This window comes from Bacillus sp. FSL M8-0256, assembly GCF_038005765.1.
Taxonomy (GTDB): Bacteria; Bacillota; Bacilli; order Bacillales; family Bacillaceae; genus Bacillus; species Bacillus safensis.
In genome coordinates, this window is sequence record NZ_JBBOTU010000001.1 from 1,845,721 (window position 1) to 1,861,394 (window position 15,674).

The 15,674-nt window shown below is 40.4% G+C and carries 22 protein-coding genes; 15 read left to right on the top strand and 7 right to left on the bottom strand.

Features of this window, described 5'->3' with window-relative positions; translation table 11 throughout:
• Positions 1-21: 21 nt before the first annotated feature.
• Positions 22-468, top strand: coding sequence for a sporulation inhibitor of replication protein SirA (gene sirA, locus NSQ76_RS09300; protein ID WP_024425134.1), 447 nt, complete (start codon positions 22-24; stop codon positions 466-468).
• An 84-nt stretch (positions 469-552) separates the two neighbouring features.
• Entirely contained in the window at positions 553-771 is a 219-nt protein-coding gene (locus NSQ76_RS09305; protein ID WP_003212379.1) for a YneF family protein, read from the top strand.
• A 261-nt stretch (positions 772-1,032) separates the two neighbouring features.
• Here NSQ76_RS09305 and NSQ76_RS09310 read toward each other — a convergent pair whose 3' ends face one another.
• Positions 1,033-1,206, bottom strand: coding sequence for an aspartyl-phosphate phosphatase Spo0E family protein (locus NSQ76_RS09310; RefSeq protein WP_369810454.1), 174 nt, complete (start codon positions 1,204-1,206; stop codon positions 1,033-1,035).
• 208 nt (positions 1,207-1,414) lie between these two features.
• On the opposite strand from NSQ76_RS09310, the gene NSQ76_RS09315 reads away from it, so the two are divergent.
• Positions 1,415-2,122 (top strand): cytochrome c biogenesis CcdA family protein, encoded by a 708-nt coding sequence (locus NSQ76_RS09315; protein ID WP_034283434.1) that lies wholly within the window; start codon positions 1,415-1,417, stop codon positions 2,120-2,122.
• Between the two features lie 94 nt (positions 2,123-2,216).
• Positions 2,217-2,699, top strand: a complete 483-nt coding sequence (locus tag NSQ76_RS09320; protein ID WP_024425136.1) for a CcdC family protein — start codon at positions 2,217-2,219, stop codon at positions 2,697-2,699.
• Between the two features lie 20 nt (positions 2,700-2,719).
• Here the strand turns inward: NSQ76_RS09320 and NSQ76_RS09325 are convergent, their stop codons facing one another.
• The 4 genes from NSQ76_RS09325 to sspO form a co-directional block, all read right to left on the bottom strand.
• Positions 2,720-3,148 (bottom strand): DUF2621 domain-containing protein, encoded by a 429-nt coding sequence (locus NSQ76_RS09325; protein ID WP_024427086.1) that lies wholly within the window; start codon positions 3,146-3,148, stop codon positions 2,720-2,722.
• Positions 3,149-3,410: 262 nt separating this feature from the next.
• A complete protein-coding gene (locus tag NSQ76_RS09330) occupies positions 3,411-3,812 on the bottom strand; it encodes an Hsp20/alpha crystallin family protein (protein WP_024425138.1) in 402 nt (133 codons plus the stop codon).
• A gap of 102 nt (positions 3,813-3,914) precedes the next feature.
• Positions 3,915-4,061 carry a small acid-soluble spore protein P gene (locus NSQ76_RS09335; RefSeq protein WP_003211331.1) on the bottom strand — a complete coding sequence of 49 codons (147 nt, stop codon included), beginning with the start codon at positions 4,059-4,061 and terminating at the stop codon, positions 3,915-3,917.
• 16 nt (positions 4,062-4,077) lie between these two features.
• The gene (gene sspO / locus NSQ76_RS09340; RefSeq protein ID WP_034283440.1) at positions 4,078-4,224 is read right to left on the bottom strand and encodes a small acid-soluble spore protein O; all 147 of its coding nucleotides are present in this window, start codon (positions 4,222-4,224) and stop codon (positions 4,078-4,080) included.
• A gap of 220 nt (positions 4,225-4,444) precedes the next feature.
• Here sspO and acnA point away from each other — a divergent pair, with 220 nt between their 5' ends.
• The 7 genes from acnA to NSQ76_RS09375 all read left to right on the top strand — a co-directional run bounded on the left by acnA (position 4,445) and on the right by NSQ76_RS09375 (position 9,240).
• A complete protein-coding gene (gene acnA / locus NSQ76_RS09345; RefSeq protein WP_024427088.1) occupies positions 4,445-7,174 on the top strand; it encodes an aconitate hydratase AcnA in 2,730 nt (909 codons plus the stop codon).
• A gap of 66 nt (positions 7,175-7,240) precedes the next feature.
• Entirely contained in the window at positions 7,241-7,744 is a 504-nt protein-coding gene (locus NSQ76_RS09350; RefSeq protein WP_024425141.1) for a TlpA family protein disulfide reductase, read from the top strand.
• 58 nt (positions 7,745-7,802) lie between these two features.
• Complete coding sequence (locus tag NSQ76_RS09355) at positions 7,803-7,943, top strand: FbpB family small basic protein (protein ID WP_235046685.1); 141 nt, start codon at positions 7,803-7,805, stop codon at positions 7,941-7,943.
• A gap of 51 nt (positions 7,944-7,994) precedes the next feature.
• Complete coding sequence (locus tag NSQ76_RS09360) at positions 7,995-8,138, top strand: acid-soluble spore protein N (RefSeq protein WP_008357830.1); 144 nt, start codon at positions 7,995-7,997, stop codon at positions 8,136-8,138.
• Positions 8,139-8,152: 14 nt separating this feature from the next.
• Positions 8,153-8,395, top strand: a complete 243-nt coding sequence (tlp, locus tag NSQ76_RS09365; protein ID WP_024427090.1) for a small acid-soluble spore protein Tlp — start codon at positions 8,153-8,155, stop codon at positions 8,393-8,395.
• A gap of 107 nt (positions 8,396-8,502) precedes the next feature.
• A complete protein-coding gene (locus NSQ76_RS09370) occupies positions 8,503-8,925 on the top strand; it encodes an acyl-CoA thioesterase (protein WP_117730445.1) in 423 nt (140 codons plus the stop codon).
• A 3-nt stretch (positions 8,926-8,928) separates the two neighbouring features.
• Entirely contained in the window at positions 8,929-9,240 is a 312-nt protein-coding gene (locus tag NSQ76_RS09375) for a hypothetical protein (protein WP_041117529.1), read from the top strand.
• A gap of 39 nt (positions 9,241-9,279) precedes the next feature.
• Here NSQ76_RS09375 and NSQ76_RS09380 read toward each other — a convergent pair whose 3' ends face one another.
• Together NSQ76_RS09380 and plsY are read right to left on the bottom strand one after the other, a co-directional pair.
• On the bottom strand, positions 9,280-9,567 hold the full coding sequence (locus NSQ76_RS09380; protein ID WP_056766600.1) for a HesB/YadR/YfhF family protein: 288 nt from the start codon (positions 9,565-9,567) through the stop codon (positions 9,280-9,282).
• Positions 9,568-9,664: 97 nt separating this feature from the next.
• Positions 9,665-10,246: a glycerol-3-phosphate 1-O-acyltransferase PlsY gene (gene plsY, locus NSQ76_RS09385; RefSeq protein WP_024425146.1), complete on the bottom strand. Its 582-nt coding sequence runs from the start codon at positions 10,244-10,246 to the stop codon at positions 9,665-9,667.
• A 75-nt stretch (positions 10,247-10,321) separates the two neighbouring features.
• Between plsY and NSQ76_RS09390 the strand changes: the two genes are divergently transcribed.
• The 4 genes from NSQ76_RS09390 to parC all read left to right on the top strand — a co-directional run bounded on the left by NSQ76_RS09390 (position 10,322) and on the right by parC (position 15,640).
• Entirely contained in the window at positions 10,322-10,450 is a 129-nt protein-coding gene (locus NSQ76_RS09390) for a hypothetical protein (protein ID WP_254966706.1), read from the top strand.
• The gene (locus NSQ76_RS09395) at positions 10,401-10,814 is read left to right on the top strand and encodes a CoA-binding protein (protein ID WP_024425147.1); all 414 of its coding nucleotides are present in this window, start codon (positions 10,401-10,403) and stop codon (positions 10,812-10,814) included. The genes NSQ76_RS09390 and NSQ76_RS09395 overlap by 50 nt, the downstream gene beginning before the upstream one ends.
• Before the next feature lie 417 nt (positions 10,815-11,231).
• Positions 11,232-13,199, top strand: coding sequence for a DNA topoisomerase IV subunit B (parE, locus tag NSQ76_RS09400; protein WP_024425148.1), 1,968 nt, complete (start codon positions 11,232-11,234; stop codon positions 13,197-13,199).
• A gap of 2 nt (positions 13,200-13,201) precedes the next feature.
• Positions 13,202-15,640, top strand: coding sequence for a DNA topoisomerase IV subunit A (gene parC / locus NSQ76_RS09405; RefSeq protein WP_024427093.1), 2,439 nt, complete (start codon positions 13,202-13,204; stop codon positions 15,638-15,640).
• Positions 15,641-15,674: the final 34 nt, after the last annotated feature.

The window sequence follows — 15,674 nt, forward strand, 5'->3', positions numbered from 1 at the left end:
ATGTGAAAGGAAGGGATAGACATGGAACGTCATTATTATATTTATTGGATTGAGGATGAATTTGCGCATCACTATTTTGGCAGAGAATCGATTTTGTTTCATTTGTTTGAGTCGTTACATTGGACGAACCGCACTGACGATGAGTTGGTTATGCTTGTGAAGCAAGTGGATTATGTGACGAAACGTATCCCTGCTTTTCATATGCACCAGCGTCTAATGAATAACTTAACGAACATTCACTATACACAAATAGGCTCGATTTACAGCGCTTCTTTACCAGATGGAAAAGGAACTGCAGCATTTATTATTAAAGACCGGTATATTCAAATGTCTGCCACTGGCAGTTATGAGGCAGAAGCGGTGTTTTTTGAAGTGCTGAGAAAAATCAGCCCTTGTTTTCTTGCGATGGACTTTAGTTCAAAGAAACACGGATGGCTCAATCCAGTAAAAGTGAGGAATTTTGTTTAAAAAAATAAAATTGAACGTGAAATGTTGTATAATAGCCTTTTGTTTAGTACACTTTATACGAGACAACATGAAGGAGGAAGAATTATGGATTTATGGGTTGTCATCCTTGTAGGCGTTGTTGCACTGCTTGCAGGAGTTGCACTCGGATTCTTTATTGCTCGTAAGTATATGATGAGCTATTTGAAAAAGAATCCACCGATTAATGAACAAATGCTTCGAATGATGATGATGCAAATGGGCATGAAACCGTCCCAGAAGAAAATCAATCAAATGATGAAAGCCATGAACAACCAAGCGAAATAATACGTACGATATTATGATCATAGATGGAACATGGTTTTAAAGAATGGACAAGCGTTGTCCTTTCTTTATTCAATTCACCTTCATCAGACGCTTAAAACCACTGTACTTGCATGAATGAAGCAGGGAAGGTGGTTTTTATTATGGCGTCAAGAGCATGTGAAAAACAAAAAACCCCTATGTCAGAGGTTTTTGTTTCGTTTATGGTCACACATATCAACTGTTCTAAAAATGGTACGGCATGTTTGATATCATGAAGTATGATTAGTTGGCTGAGTTTGAGTGTAAGTGTCGTTGATATTGTAAGAGGAGATGATCTAGCTGCTGGCTATGTTCGATGGTCACTGTTGATGTCATCCCATTATGCAAGACAACTTTCATCAGCTCTTCTCTTTTTTCTTCGATTTGAGTTAATAATGATGTTTTTACCAAAGTCATGTTCCTTTCATGCAAATCTTGATAAAAAGAATCGATTCTATTATATCCATTTTAAGGTTTATTTTCAAATTTAAAGGATTCATTATCTTGATGTCAAATTAAATTATATAAGGTTTTAAGAGAATAGACCATCTTTATTGAGGTGATGTAAAAAAAATGAAATGATTTTGTCATCTCTTATTGTATATTGTAAGAAGGGGGTGTTCTTTTGACAGATTTGAATTACTTTTTAGCATTTGGAGCAGGATTTCTTTCTTTTATTTCACCGTGCTGTCTGCCGCTTTATCCAGCGTTCTTATCGTATATTACGGGCGTTAGTATAGATGAAGTGAAATCTGAGAAGGTGATGCTGAGAAGAAGAAGTCTGCTTCACACATTATTCTTTTTAGTTGGATTCTCTATTATATTTATTGCGATTGGCTTTGGGACATCGTTTGTCGGGAAGTTTTTTAATGATTATCATCAAGCGATTCGTCAAATTGGAGCCATCCTCATTATTTTCTTTGGTTTTATGACTCTTGGCGTATTTAAGCCCTCTTTCCTCATGGGCGAAAAGAGAATCCAGTTCAAAAACCGTCCTGCTGGTTTTTTTGGATCCATTCTCATCGGAATGGGCTTTGCCGCTGGATGGACACCTTGTACTGGACCTATTTTATCCGCTGTCATCACACTGGCGAGTAACAATCCTGAGTCGGCTGTCATGTATATGATTGCGTATGTATTCGGATTTGCCGTCCCGTTTTTTATTCTCTCCTTTTTCATTACGAAAATGGCGTGGATCAGAAAACGTCAGCAGCTCATCATGCGAATTGGCGGAATCATTATGATTGTGGTAGGGATTTTGCTGTTCTTTGATCTTCTAACATGGATTATCATCATGTTCTCATCATTGTTTGGCGGCTTTACAGGCTTTTGAAATCGTTTTCTACAGTCGCGGCGAATGGTTTTTTTTCGTCAATTGGAGTATATTATACATAGGCTGACCTTAAAGAATAAAGGAATGATTTGATATGATGATCTTGATCTCTTCTATAATTGCGGTATGTATGGCGGTGGCCGTCATGTTTATTCGCATTAAGTCATCTGCAAAACCTGCAACTGCGAAAAAAATTATTTTACCTCCTATTTTCATGAGCACTGGCGCATTGATGTTTTTTGTTCCTATGTTTCGGGTAACTGGAGCTGAATTTCTAGAAGCGATCACAGTGGGGATGTTTTTCTCTATATTTTTAATCAAAACATCGAAGTTTGAAATTAGAGGCAATGACATCTACTTAAAACGGTCGAAAGCATTTGTGTTCATTCTCATTGGACTTCTTGTCCTTCGTATCGGGATGAAGACCATCCTAAGCTCTTCTATTGATTATGGTTCATTAAGCGGGATGTTTTGGATTCTTGCCTTTGGCATGATCGTGCCTTGGCGGGTTGCCATGTATTTATCGTTTAGAAAGCTGTCTAAACAATTAGATCCGCAGCAGATCCAAATGAATTAAACCTCCTTTTTTAAAGGAGGTTATTTTAATAACGATTCATATGGCGAGTGATCAATGTTTTTTTCTTGAAGGCGCTTCAGTAAAAACTTATGATCCCTCTTTGGTGTGGCCATAATGTAGCCGCGAATGATTAAGTCTAAATTAATGCTGGCAGCCTGTTCTTTTAATGCCAGCTCACCAATTTTACCCGCTATTTTTTCTTTGGCAACATCTCTAAACAGCTCTGGAACAGGTAATACGAGTTCATTTAACAGCTGTTTGTCCTCATCCCGCCATAGGTGAAGGCTCTTTTGAATATATTCATCCTGCCAATCAAGCTCTGATTTCCCATCTTCCTTTGGCAATCGTTTTAAAAATTTACGAAACATAAAAAAGCCACCGATTGCGAGTAATCCGATCATCACTGTACCCCAAAATAAAATGAACCACAAAAACCAGCCGCTTAACATGTTCTCACTCCTTATACCCCTTATCTCTCTATTTTATATTACATGAAGAGAGGATAGAAGAAAATAACAAAAATGTATGTCTATTTTCTCTATAAACGCCCTTTTTCATTGATAGCCGCCCATTTACTAGAATGACCCAAACCAATTAGTAGAAAAAGAATACTTTATCATATAGCGACTCTACTATTTGGCCATGGTGGTTCGCAAAAGGTATTGACTTGAAACGAACGGGAAGAGAGCCCACCTATATAAAGGTGGGCTCTTAATGTTTGAAGTGCGGGATTTGAAAGGAAAATGCACCGTTTGGATGGTCGGAACATTTTTTAATTTTTATCGATATGATTCGGTTTTCATAATCTGTTTCAATGTCTTTGTCGTTTAAATAAAAAGGGAGCATCACGCTTTTTTCAATTGGCTGTTCGCCTTCACCATTTGGATGCTGTACTGTGTAAGTCAACGTCAGCTCATGTCCAGCGAAGGTCAGCTTTACATCAGTGATCGATAAGGTGGAGACATCGATTTCGATAATATAATCACGGCTTGTTTCATAAAGATCAATTGGGAGGTGTTCATCATACCAGGCAAATGGATCATCCATTAAAACATTGAGCCAATCATCTATTTCAATAAAATCAGAGGAATTCGATTGCTTTTCATTCTCCATAAACACTCCTCCATCACATCTCATAATAAATCATATGATGAAAATGTAAATGTGTGAAAGACCTAAAACATCCCGTGTGGTCACGGGATGAGAGGGGAATAATTACATATCATGATGAGAATTGTGCTTTTGTCTTGTATGGTTGCGGTTTTTCACTTTTTTACTGCCTGATAACGGCTCAGGCTGACCGCCTTGATGCTCCTTAGGAGAGTTTTGACGGATGTCTTTCCCTGTGTTTTTATTCGTCATGATGTTTGGCTCCTTCTTATTGATTCTTTTTACGTTTTTTATTGTTTTGCCTTTGTTCTTCTGTTAAAACGAGCTGATCATCTTCCGTATAGCCTGCGCCATTACCCTGGCTTTTGGCTGCGTTCATGCCATTAATGACATGATTAGCTTTGCGTTTTGTCATGTTCTATCACCTCATTTGTAGTATGAGCCCGCCCCGCTTCGTTTATGAAGAGTAATCATTTCCTAATGATAAGTTAAACTTATTGAATTTAATAAAAGCATTGTTATTTACTTATGTATGAATTTGTTTTAAGATGAAATTGTGAGAAAATTGTGGTGAAATACGACGATTTTTCTGAGAATTGAAATTGATCTTGATCATCAAAAGGGGGATTTTGGACATGTCGAAACAGCAGCAAGTCGCTAAACAAGACGCTTTTCAATCTAGAAAAACGTTTTCGACAAATGGGAAAACGTATCACTATTATTCGTTAGAAGCACTAGAGAAACAAGGAATCGGAAATGTTTCTAAGCTGCCTTATTCCATTAAGGTACTTTTAGAATCAGTGCTTCGCCAAGTAGACGGTAGAGTGATCAAGAAGGAACACGTTGAAAACTTGGCAAAATGGGGAACTGCCGAGGTAAAAGAAATTGATGTTCCGTTTAAACCTTCTCGTGTTATTTTACAAGACTTCACGGGTGTACCAGCCGTCGTTGACCTTGCTTCTTTAAGAAAAGCAATGGCAGATGTAGGCGGGGATCCGGATAAAATCAACCCTGAAATTCCAGTTGACCTTGTGATTGACCACTCAGTACAAGTTGATAAAGCTGGAACTGAAGATGCATTAAACATTAACATGGATTTAGAATTCGAACGTAACGCAGAGCGTTATAACTTCCTTAGCTGGGCAAAGAAAGCGTTTAATAACTATCAAGCTGTCCCGCCTGCAACAGGAATTGTTCACCAAGTGAACTTAGAGTATCTTGCAAGTGTTGTTCATGCGATTGAAGAAGATGGCGAGATCATCACTTACCCAGATACATTAGTTGGAACTGACTCTCATACAACGATGATTAACGGTATCGGTGTACTTGGATGGGGCGTTGGCGGTATCGAAGCGGAAGCTGGTATGCTTGGTCAGCCTTCATACTTCCCAGTACCAGAAGTGATTGGTGCTAAATTAGTTGGAGAGCTTCCAAATGGAACAACTGCAACTGACCTTGCATTAAAAGTCACACAAGTCCTTCGTGAAAAAGGCGTAGTGAACAAGTTCGTTGAGTTCTTCGGACCGGGTGTTGCACAATTGCCGTTAGCAGATCGTGCAACCATTGCGAACATGGCGCCAGAATACGGTGCTACTTGCGGATTCTTCCCAGTAGATGAAGAAGCGCTTGCTTACCTGCGCCTTACTGGACGTGATGAAGAGCAAATTAATATCGTTGAAGAATATTCTCGTGCAAATGGCTTATTCTATACGCCAGATGCAGAAGAACCAATTTTTACTGATGTTGTGGAAATTGATCTTTCTAAAATTGAATCAAACTTATCTGGTCCTAAACGTCCACAAGATTTGATTCCACTTTCTCAAATGAAAGAGACGTTCCATAAACACATCGAAAGCCCAGCTGGTAACCAAGGGTTTGGCTTAGATAAATCAGAGCTTGATAAACAAATCGAATTTGATCTTGCAAACGGTGAAAAAGCTGTGATGAAGACAGGTGCGATTGCGATTGCAGCGATTACGAGCTGTACGAATACATCGAACCCGTACGTGTTAATCGGAGCAGGTCTTGTTGCGAAGAAAGCAAGTGAGCTCGGTATGAAAGTGCCAAACTACGTCAAAACGTCACTAGCACCGGGTTCTAAAGTTGTAACAGGGTACCTTGTGAATTCGGGACTTCTTCCATATTTAAAAGACCTTGGATTTAACATTGTTGGATATGGCTGTACAACATGTATCGGAAACTCCGGACCGCTTGAGAAAGAAATTGAAGATGCAGTCTCTGAAAATGATCTGCTGATCACTTCTGTTTTATCAGGTAACCGTAACTTTGAAGGTCGTATTCATCCGCTTGTGAAAGGGAACTACCTTGCATCTCCACCATTAGTTGTGGCTTATGCACTTGCTGGTACGGTGAATATTGATTTAACAAAAGATCCTATCGGTGTCGATAAAAATGGCGAGAACGTTTATTTCAATGACATTTGGCCATCAATGGATGAAATCAACAGCGTCGTTAAAAGCACTGTCACACCTGAGCTATTCCGTTCAGAGTATGAAACTGTTTTTGACAACAATGACCGCTGGAATGAAATTAAAACGACGGATGATGCATTGTATAAATGGGATGAAAATTCCACATACATTGATAACCCGCCATTCTTTGAAAACCTATCAGTTGAACCTGGTAAAGTTGAACCGCTTAAAGGCTTGCGCGTCGTTGCGAAGTTCGGTGACTCTGTCACAACTGACCATATTTCTCCTGCTGGAGCGATTGGTAAGGACACACCGGCGGGCAAATACTTGCAAGAAAGAGGCGTATCGCCTAGAGACTTTAACTCATATGGATCTCGCCGTGGTAACCACCATGTCATGATGAGAGGTACTTTTGCAAACATCCGTATTAAGAACCAAATTGCACCAGGAACAGAAGGCGGTTATACAACTTACTGGCCAACTGGTGAAGTGACATCGATTTATGATGCATGCATGCGTTATAAAGAGGATGGAACAGGTCTTGCGATCTTAGCAGGTAAAGATTACGGAATGGGTTCTTCACGTGACTGGGCTGCTAAAGGAACAAACCTTCTTGGAATTAAATTTGTTCTAGCTGAAAGCTTTGAGCGTATCCACAGAAGTAACCTTGTCTTCATGGGCGTACTTCCTCTGCAGTTTAAAGATGGAGAAAGTGCAGAAACTCATGGTCTAACAGGAACAGAAACATTTGAAGTTCATGTTGACGAAACAGTTCGTCCACGTGATCTCGTCACTGTGAAAGCAATTGACACAGATGGAAACGAGAAAACGTTTGAAGTGGTGGTTCGCTTTGACAGTGAAGTCGAAATTGACTACTATCGTCATGGCGGTATCCTTCAAATGGTACTTCGCGAAAAATTGGCAAGCAACTAATACAGCAAAGAAGAGAAGGCGATCCAACAGCTTTCTCTTCTTTTTTAAAATAGTGGAGGATCAATCATGTGGAAAAAAGGAATGGCAAGCGCTGTTTTACTTGTGTTGATTGGTTTACTTGCGTGGAATTTATTTGGGCCAAAAGAGCCCGCAATCGGTCTTGAAAAAGGGGATCAAGCCCCTGATTTTGAACTGAAAACCCTTGATGGCAAAACCGCCTCGTTATCTGATTACCGAGGGAAAAAGGTGCTCGTCAATTTCTGGGCGACATGGTGTAAGCCGTGCAGGACGGAAATGCCGGATCTAGACGCGATTAGGAGCGAAAATGACCAAGTTGAAGTACTAGCAGTGAATTTAACGACCACTGAAAAGAGTGTGGATCATGTGGCAGCATTCACAAAAGAATTAAAGGTGAGCTTTCCTGTTTTATTGGACCAAAAAGGCATTCAAGCAAGATATCAGGTGCTTTCATACCCAACGACATACATATTAGATGAAAAAGGGCGCATCATGTCTGTGAAGCATCAAATGCTGACAAAAAAAGAAATTGAAAAAGAGCTGGATCTATAATGATTCAGCTCTTTTGCTTATTTTCTAAATGTTTTGGCGAAAATGTAATCATACATATATGGAGGTGAGTGAAATGAGAAGAAGAAAACGACGCACATTTGAAGAGCTTGTGCTTGAAAATAAAAAAGAATTATTAAGCAATGAGGAATTTTTAAACCAGCTTGAAGAAAAGTTGGAAGAGCGATTTAGACAGAAATAAGTTATGAATTATCCGTTTTCGTTCATCCTAAAGAAGAGGGAGGGATGAATAATGGGTAGAGAGCATGATAAACAAGCGCAGTTTACACCAGACCATTTAGGGACAAAACCTGTAGCATACAAACGGAATAAAGGTAAAAAGATGCATAATAAATCAAATGAACAGCCTGATGTGATACAGACGAAGGGCGAATAAGGAGGGGAATCATCATGAATAACGAGTCATATCAATCCAATCCAGATGATCGTTCTGATAATGTTGAAAAGCTGCAAGATATGATCGAGAACACACTTGACAATATCGATGAATCTGAAGCAGCGATGTCCGTTTCGACAGAGACAGAAAAGCAAATGATCAAACAAAAAAACGAAAACCGCAAAATGAGTATTGACGCGATGCGTTCTGAGATCAAGGACGAAGAAGCGGCAAGAAAGAATGGTTATACCGAATAAACCAGGGATTCCTGGTTTATTTTATTGCCTCTTTTTAGAAGAACCATTTGGAATGTGGTAAAATGGCAGAGACAGACCTTAGGTTTTGATAGGAGAGCGATGAAAACGTGTATGTATCCAAAAAAGAAATAGAAGTCCGTTATGCAGAAACAGATCAAATGGGCATCGTGTATCATGCCAATTATTTAATTTGGATGGAAGTCGGCAGAACAGCATTGATTAAAGAATTAGGGTTTTCCTATGCGCAGCTAGAAGCAGATGGTGCTCTTGCACCTGTGATAGACTTGCAGGTTCAATATAAAAAACCATTGCTGTATGGTGAAACAGCAACCGTTCATACATGGATTGAAGAATATAATGGTCTCAAAACGGTGTATGGCTATGAAATTCAAAAACCTGATGGACAAACAGCGATTACAGGGACAACCTCACATATATGTGTGGATAAAGACACCTTTAGACCTATTCAATTTAGAAAAGCCTTTCCTGCCTGGCATAAAGTATATGAACAGTCGAAGAAGCAGGTTTAATTTATGGCTTTTGGTATTAAACGAAGCGATTTAAACGCTTGGAAATCAGCTGTCCAGCAAGGAAAAGTTGCTTTTTTAACACACTACTGGCTCGATGACCGTTTTCCAAATGCCAATACTGTCACAAAAGCAGCCTGTCAGGATATGAAGCGGTTAGTTGAGTGGGGAGAAAGACATGGACTAAAAAAAGAATGGATTCATGACCGCGAAGGGTTTCCTCATTTTGACTTGATCGGTGAGCCGCAAAAAAGAATTCTGCAAAAGGAACGATCTTTAGGGAACATTCAGGAGTATGGGCTGTATATTGAAGTGTAAAACAAAAAAGATACCCGAGGGATGAGGTATCTTTTTTGTTTATTCATAATGAAATTCTGGTTCTTTCACGGACTCGTTATAATCAATATGCAGATCATGGTTGTCAAAGTACCAAATATCACTTTCCTCAATAAAGAAAGTAATACCTTCTATTTCAGCGGTTGCGCCGGCATTTTGAGGTTCATCTTTTGCGACGCCGAGAGAAAAGCCTTTTTGTACATTACTGCACCCGCCATATCTCACAAAAAAGCGAACTTGATCACCTTTTTCTAAATCTAATTCATTCTTGTACCAATTGAGTGCATCTTCTTTTATCGTTAATTTCAATGTGATCGCCCCTTTTTGAAGTCATGCTGTTTTTAAAATGCAGGATGCAAAAACAGCTTTTCTTTACTTTTACCACATATTTAAATGGATGAAACGGCTAGAGCCATTTGATTTTCGGTTCAGTTTTGTTGAGAATTCGTTTGAGGTTGGCGATGTGTCTGTAGATCACAAAGCCAGCAAGAACGGCAACAACAATGATTAAGAATAGGTCTTTGGTGAATATGCTGTAAATGAATGTATAGATCCCGGTCAGCATAGATGATAGTGAAACATATTTACTAATGTATAAAAATAAGAAAAAAGCAGCGATCATCGTGATAAATAGGAATGGGGCATAAAATAGCAGCACACCGCCTGATGTAGCGACTGCCTTTCCCCCTTTAAATTTTGCAAAGACAGGAAAGCTGTGACCGATAACAGCAGCAACTCCTGCTAATAAGGGATGGATGTCCAGCTGCATGAAAAACGGTAAAGCTGAAGCAAGCGTCCCTTTTAGGATATCAGCAGTAATCACAATAGACCCTGCTTTTACGCCAAGTGTACGAAATGCATTCGTCGCACCTAGGTTTCCGCTGCCATGTTCACGGATATCGATACCCTTTGCAGCTTTCCCGACAATGAGACCGGATGGAATACTGCCGAGAAGATAAGCCAAAATAAACATCAAAGCAATTAACATCTGCATAACTCCTTTATATTCTCCCTCTTGTCTTACATTTTAACATGATCTTGTGAAAAACATGGGGAACTTTTTTTGAAAAAATCGAAAGCAGATGGATTCGGCTTTGTTTTTAAGCAGAAATTCGCTAAAATGGAGGAAAAGGAGTGTCTTGATGAACAATCCTACGAAAGAAGAAATCGGCCGTATATTAAAAAGCAGTAAACGAATTGCTGTTGTTGGATTATCAGATCAGCCGCACCGGACGTCTTATATGGTGTCTAAGGCGATGCAGGATGCCGGGTATGAGATGATCCCAGTGAATCCAACGATCGATGAAGCACTCGGTGTGAAAGCAGTCGCTTCTTTAAAAGATATAAAAGAGCCTGTTGATATTGTCAATGTCTTTAGACGTTCAGAGTTTTTACCAGAGGTGGCAGAAGAGTTTCTCGAAATAGACGCACCTGTTTTTTGGGCGCAGCAAGGCATATATCACGAAGAAGCGAAAAGGCTGATTGAGGAAAATGGCAAGGTCGCCATCATGGATTTATGTATCAAGGTGGCTCATGCGATGACAAAAACTCATTAAATCGTCAAAAATCCTTGGTTTTTCAAGGATTTTTGCTTTTTTGTTGCAGAAATATATTTGCGATTCTGAAAGAAAGCGATAAAATAAGGCGACAGGGACATATCGGCGGCCTTGCATATCGAGAAAAAGAGCGATAAGATAAATATAGAACATTTGTTCTGTTTTGCTAAAACCATCATATGATTGCATTTGGCTTATGAAACAGTCTTGTTTATAATGGACTTCTAGTTCTGATTGCAGAATGTAGAATGATTCTCATAGCTGTGCAAAAGAGCATGTATTGGTGAATGACACATGCATGATGATGATGCAGCTTATTAAAGTGGACAGTAATGAGCAGCATGATCATCATTAAAATCTAGAGAGATCATTTGATGATTAGCCGGTTATGTTTGTTAGTGAAAGGGGATTAAGCATTTGGTTAAAAAGCAGCAAGTAGATTATAACGATGATTCTATTCAGGTGCTAGAGGGGCTTGAAGCGGTCCGTAAACGTCCAGGGATGTATATTGGATCTACGGATTCGCGCGGTCTTCATCACCTTGTCTATGAGATTGTAGACAACTCTGTCGATGAAGTGCTCGCTGGCCATGGAGATCATATCATTGTCAAAATACATAAAGATAACAGCATTTCCGTCCAAGATAAAGGGCGTGGAATGCCTACTGGTATGCATAAGCTTGGAAAACCGACACCTGAGATCATTTTAACGGTCCTGCACGCAGGCGGAAAATTTGGTCAAGGCGGATATAAAACAAGTGGTGGACTTCACGGAGTTGGGGCATCTGTTGTGAACGCGCTGTCAGAATGGCTCACTGTCACAATTGAACGTGACGGATTTATTTATCATCAGCGCTTTGAAAACGGCGGTAAACCTGTCACATCACTCGAAAAAATCGGAAAATCGAAAAAAACGGGAACACTGATTCATTTTAAGCCGGATCCTACCATGTTCAGTGTCACGACCTATAATTTCGATACATTATCAGAGCGTTTAAGAGAATCTGCCTTTTTATTAAAAGGGTTAAAAATAGAGCTGATCGATGAACGGCATGATGTACAAGAAACGTTTTACTATGAGACAGGCATTGAAGCCTTTGTTGCTTATTTAAATGAAGAAAAAGATGTTCTCAGTGAAGTCGTCTCATTTGAAGGAGAGCATCAGTCCATTGAAGTAGATTTTGCTTTTCAATTTAATGATGGCTATTCGGAAAATATCCTTTCTTTCGTTAATAACGTCAGAACAAAAGATGGCGGAACACATGAGTCTGGTGCCAAAACGGCCATGACGAGAGCCTTTAACGAATATGCTCGCAAAGTCGCTCTTTTAAAAGAAAAAGACAAAAATTTAGAAGGCACTGATATTCGCGAAGGACTGTCTGCTATTATTTCTGTCAGAATTCCTGAAGAGCTGCTTCAATTTGAAGGGCAGACAAAAGGAAAGCTTGGGACAAGTGAGGCACGTTCAGCTGTTGATGCTGTCATTTCTGAAAAACTTGCGTATTTCCTTGAAGAAAACCGGGAAACAGCCACTCTTCTTGTGAAAAAAGCGATTAAAGCGCAGCAGGCAAGAGAGGCTGCTAGAAAAGCCCGTGAAGAAGCAAGGAGCGGCAAGAAACGGAAAAAGTCTGAAGCCACGCTGAGCGGAAAATTAACACCTGCTCAATCTAGAAACCCAGCAAGAAACGAACTATACCTAGTAGAGGGTGACTCAGCGGGCGGGTCAGCAAAACAGGGGCGCGACCGTAAATTCCAGGCAGTGCTGCCGCTGCGCGGAAAGGTCATCAATACAGAAAAAGCAAAGCTTGCTGATATTTTCAAAAACGAAGAAATCAACACCATTATTCATGCAATTGGTGGAGGCGTCGGTGTCGATTTTAATGTAGAAGACATCAATTATGACAAAATCGTGATCATGACAGATGCGGATACGGATGGAGCACATATTCAAGTGCTTCTCTTAACATTCTTCTACCGCTATATGAAGCCGCTGATTGAGCATGGCAAAGTGTTTATTGCACTCCCGCCTTTATATAAAGTCAGCAAAGGCTCAGGGAAAAAAGAAATCATTGAGTACGCATGGTCTGATGAAGAAATGGATGACGTTTTGAAGAAAGTTGGAAAAGGGTACACGATTCAGCGCTACAAAGGGTTAGGTGAAATGAATGCCGACCAGCTATGGGAAACGACAATGAATCCAGAATCGAGAACACTTGTCAGGGTCAAAATTGATGATGCTGCACGTGTGGAACGCCGCGTCACAACTCTAATGGGTGACAAAGTAGAACCACGCCGTAAATGGATTGAAAAGAATGTCGCCTTTGGACTTGATGAGGAAAGCAACATTCTTGAAAATGAAAACTTGTCGCTAGCTGAGGAGGTTTAAACATGGCACAACAAGAACGATTTCATGATTTACCATTAGAAGAAGTAATCGGGGACCGCTTTGGCCGCTATAGTAAATATATTATCCAAGACCGTGCGCTTCCAGATGCACGTGATGGACTAAAACCTGTACAACGAAGAATTTTATATGCGATGTATGCAGAAGGAAATACGCAGGATAAAAACTTCCGTAAAGCCGCTAAAACAGTCGGTAACGTGATTGGTAACTATCACCCGCACGGAGACTCATCTGTTTATGAAGCGATGGTAAGAATGAGTCAGGAGTGGAAAGTACGAAATGTACTGATTGAGATGCATGGGAATAACGGGAGTATCGATGGTGATCCGCCTGCTGCCATGCGTTATACGGAAGCAAGGCTGTCTGCTATTGCTTCAGAGCTTTTAAAGGACTTAGACAAGGAAACGGTCGAATTTGTCGCAAACTTTGATGATACAAGCAAAGAGCCCGTTGTATTACCAGCGATGTTCCCAAACCTTCTTGTGAACGGATCAACAGGGATTTCAGCCGGGTATGCCACTGATATCCCGCCGCATCACTTGGGAGAAGTCATTGATGGCGTTATTAAACGAATCGAACAGCCGCATTGTACGGTTGAGGATTTAATGACGGTCATCAAAGGGCCAGATTTCCCAACAGGCGGTATCATTCAAGGTGTAGACGGTATTAAGAAGGCGTATGAAACAGGAAAAGGAAAGATTATGATTCGAGGCAAAGCGGAGATTGAAACCATCCGCGGCGGACGCCAGCAAATCGTGATCACAGAAATTCCTTATGAAGTGAATAAAGCCAATCTTGTCAAAAAGATGGACGAGTTCCGAATTGAAAGAAAAGTAGAAGGCATTTCAGAGGTCCGAGATGAGACAGACCGTACTGGGCTTCGAATCGTAGTAGAGCTGAAAAAAGAAGCAGATGCAAATGGTGTGCTGAATTTCTTATATAAAAACTCAGATCTGCAAATCCCATATAACTTTAATATGGTAGCGATACATAATCGAAGACCGACCTTAATGACGCTCACCACTGTACTAGATGCATATATTGCCCATCAAAAAGAAGTGGTGACGAACCGCTCAGCGTACGAGCTTCGAAAAGCGAAGGAACGCCACCATATTGTAGACGGATTAATTAAGGCACTTTCCATCTTAGATGAAGTTATTGCCACAATTCGCTCCTCTAATGATAAGCGTGATGCAAAGAACAACTTGATGGCCAAATATGACTTTACAGAAGCACAATCAGAAGCGATTGTTTCACTCCAGTTATATCGTTTAACGAATACAGATATTACGCAATTAAGAGACGAAGCAAGAGAGCTAGATGTGCGCATAGCAGAGCTTGAAGACATTTTAGCGAACGAGAAAAAGCTGCTGAAGGTCATTACAAACAGCCTGAAAAAGCTCAAAAAGACATATGCTGATGAGAGAAGATCCGTTATTGAGGAAAAAATCGAAGAAATTAAGATTAACCTTGAAGTGATGATCGCATCAGAGGATGTATACGTCACAGTCACAAAGGATGGTTACATCAAACGGACAAGCCAGCGCTCCTATGCTGCCTCTAACGGTAAGGACTTTGGCATGAAGGATACTGACCGTTTGATTCATCAGTTTGAAATGAATACAACGGATGTTCTTCTGCTGTTTACGAATAAAGGAAGCTACATTTATTGTCCTGTTCACCAGCTGCCAGATATACGCTGGAAAGACATGGGGCAGCATATTACGAATATCATTTCGATTGATCGCGAGGAATCCATCCAAAAAGCCATTCCAATAAAAGAATTTGATGAAACGTCATATCTTTTATTCTTTACGAAAGGCGGAATGGTGAAGAAAACAGAGCTTCTTCAATATAAGGCGCAGCGTTATTCGAAACCGCTTGTTGCCTTGAACCTAAAAGGTGACGATGAACTCGTCGATGTTCATGTCACAACAGGACAGCAGGAATTGTTTATTGCAACGAAAAATGGTTACGGTTTGTGGTTTGATGAAGAAGAAGTAAGTGTTGTTGGACCGAGAGCGGCCGGCGTCAAAGGAATCAACTTGAAGGAAGGGGACGAGGTAGTCTCTGGCCAGATCATTGATCCGAAAAACGATGTCCTTGTGCTCACGACACAAAGAGGGGCTGTAAAGCGAATGAACCTCTCTGAATTTGATAAAACATCAAGAGCGAAACGCGGAGTTCTTATGCTGAGAGAATTAAAGAAAAACCCGCACCGTATTGTGGCTGTGATCGCTGCAGCGCTGCACGATACACTTGAGATAGATACCGAAAAAGGTACAACGATTCCACTTGATATTTCTACTTTAAGAGCAAATGACCGCTATAGCAATGGATCATTTATTGTAGATGAGGAAGAGCAGGGAGAAGTGACTCATGTCCTTCTGACACCTGAACCTGCACCAGATGACAATAAATAAGCAAACGAAAACCCCCTGCGACTGGCAGGGGGTT

Coding starts and splice junctions, on each gene's coding strand:
- sirA (WP_024425134.1), top strand. CDS start 22: ATGGAACGTCATTATTATATTTATTGGATTGAGGATGAATTTGCGCAT.
- NSQ76_RS09305 (WP_003212379.1), top strand. CDS start 553: ATGGATTTATGGGTTGTCATCCTTGTAGGCGTTGTTGCACTGCTTGCA.
- NSQ76_RS09310 (WP_369810454.1), bottom strand. CDS start 1,206: ATGACTTTGGTAAAAACATCATTATTAACTCAAATCGAAGAAAAAAGA.
- NSQ76_RS09320 (WP_024425136.1), top strand. CDS start 2,217: ATGATGATCTTGATCTCTTCTATAATTGCGGTATGTATGGCGGTGGCC.
- NSQ76_RS09325 (WP_024427086.1), bottom strand. CDS start 3,148: ATGTTAAGCGGCTGGTTTTTGTGGTTCATTTTATTTTGGGGTACAGTG.
- NSQ76_RS09330 (WP_024425138.1), bottom strand. CDS start 3,812: ATGGAGAATGAAAAGCAATCGAATTCCTCTGATTTTATTGAAATAGAT.
- NSQ76_RS09335 (WP_003211331.1), bottom strand. CDS start 4,061: ATGACGAATAAAAACACAGGGAAAGACATCCGTCAAAACTCTCCTAAG.
- sspO (WP_034283440.1), bottom strand. CDS start 4,224: ATGACAAAACGCAAAGCTAATCATGTCATTAATGGCATGAACGCAGCC.
- acnA (WP_024427088.1), top strand. CDS start 4,445: ATGTCGAAACAGCAGCAAGTCGCTAAACAAGACGCTTTTCAATCTAGA.
- NSQ76_RS09350 (WP_024425141.1), top strand. CDS start 7,241: ATGTGGAAAAAAGGAATGGCAAGCGCTGTTTTACTTGTGTTGATTGGT.
- NSQ76_RS09355 (WP_235046685.1), top strand. CDS start 7,803: ATGGAGGTGAGTGAAATGAGAAGAAGAAAACGACGCACATTTGAAGAG.
- NSQ76_RS09360 (WP_008357830.1), top strand. CDS start 7,995: ATGGGTAGAGAGCATGATAAACAAGCGCAGTTTACACCAGACCATTTA.
- tlp (WP_024427090.1), top strand. CDS start 8,153: ATGAATAACGAGTCATATCAATCCAATCCAGATGATCGTTCTGATAAT.
- NSQ76_RS09375 (WP_041117529.1), top strand. CDS start 8,929: ATGGCTTTTGGTATTAAACGAAGCGATTTAAACGCTTGGAAATCAGCT.
- plsY (WP_024425146.1), bottom strand. CDS start 10,246: ATGTTAATTGCTTTGATGTTTATTTTGGCTTATCTTCTCGGCAGTATT.
- NSQ76_RS09395 (WP_024425147.1), top strand. CDS start 10,401: ATGAACAATCCTACGAAAGAAGAAATCGGCCGTATATTAAAAAGCAGT.
- parC (WP_024427093.1), top strand. CDS start 13,202: ATGGCACAACAAGAACGATTTCATGATTTACCATTAGAAGAAGTAATC.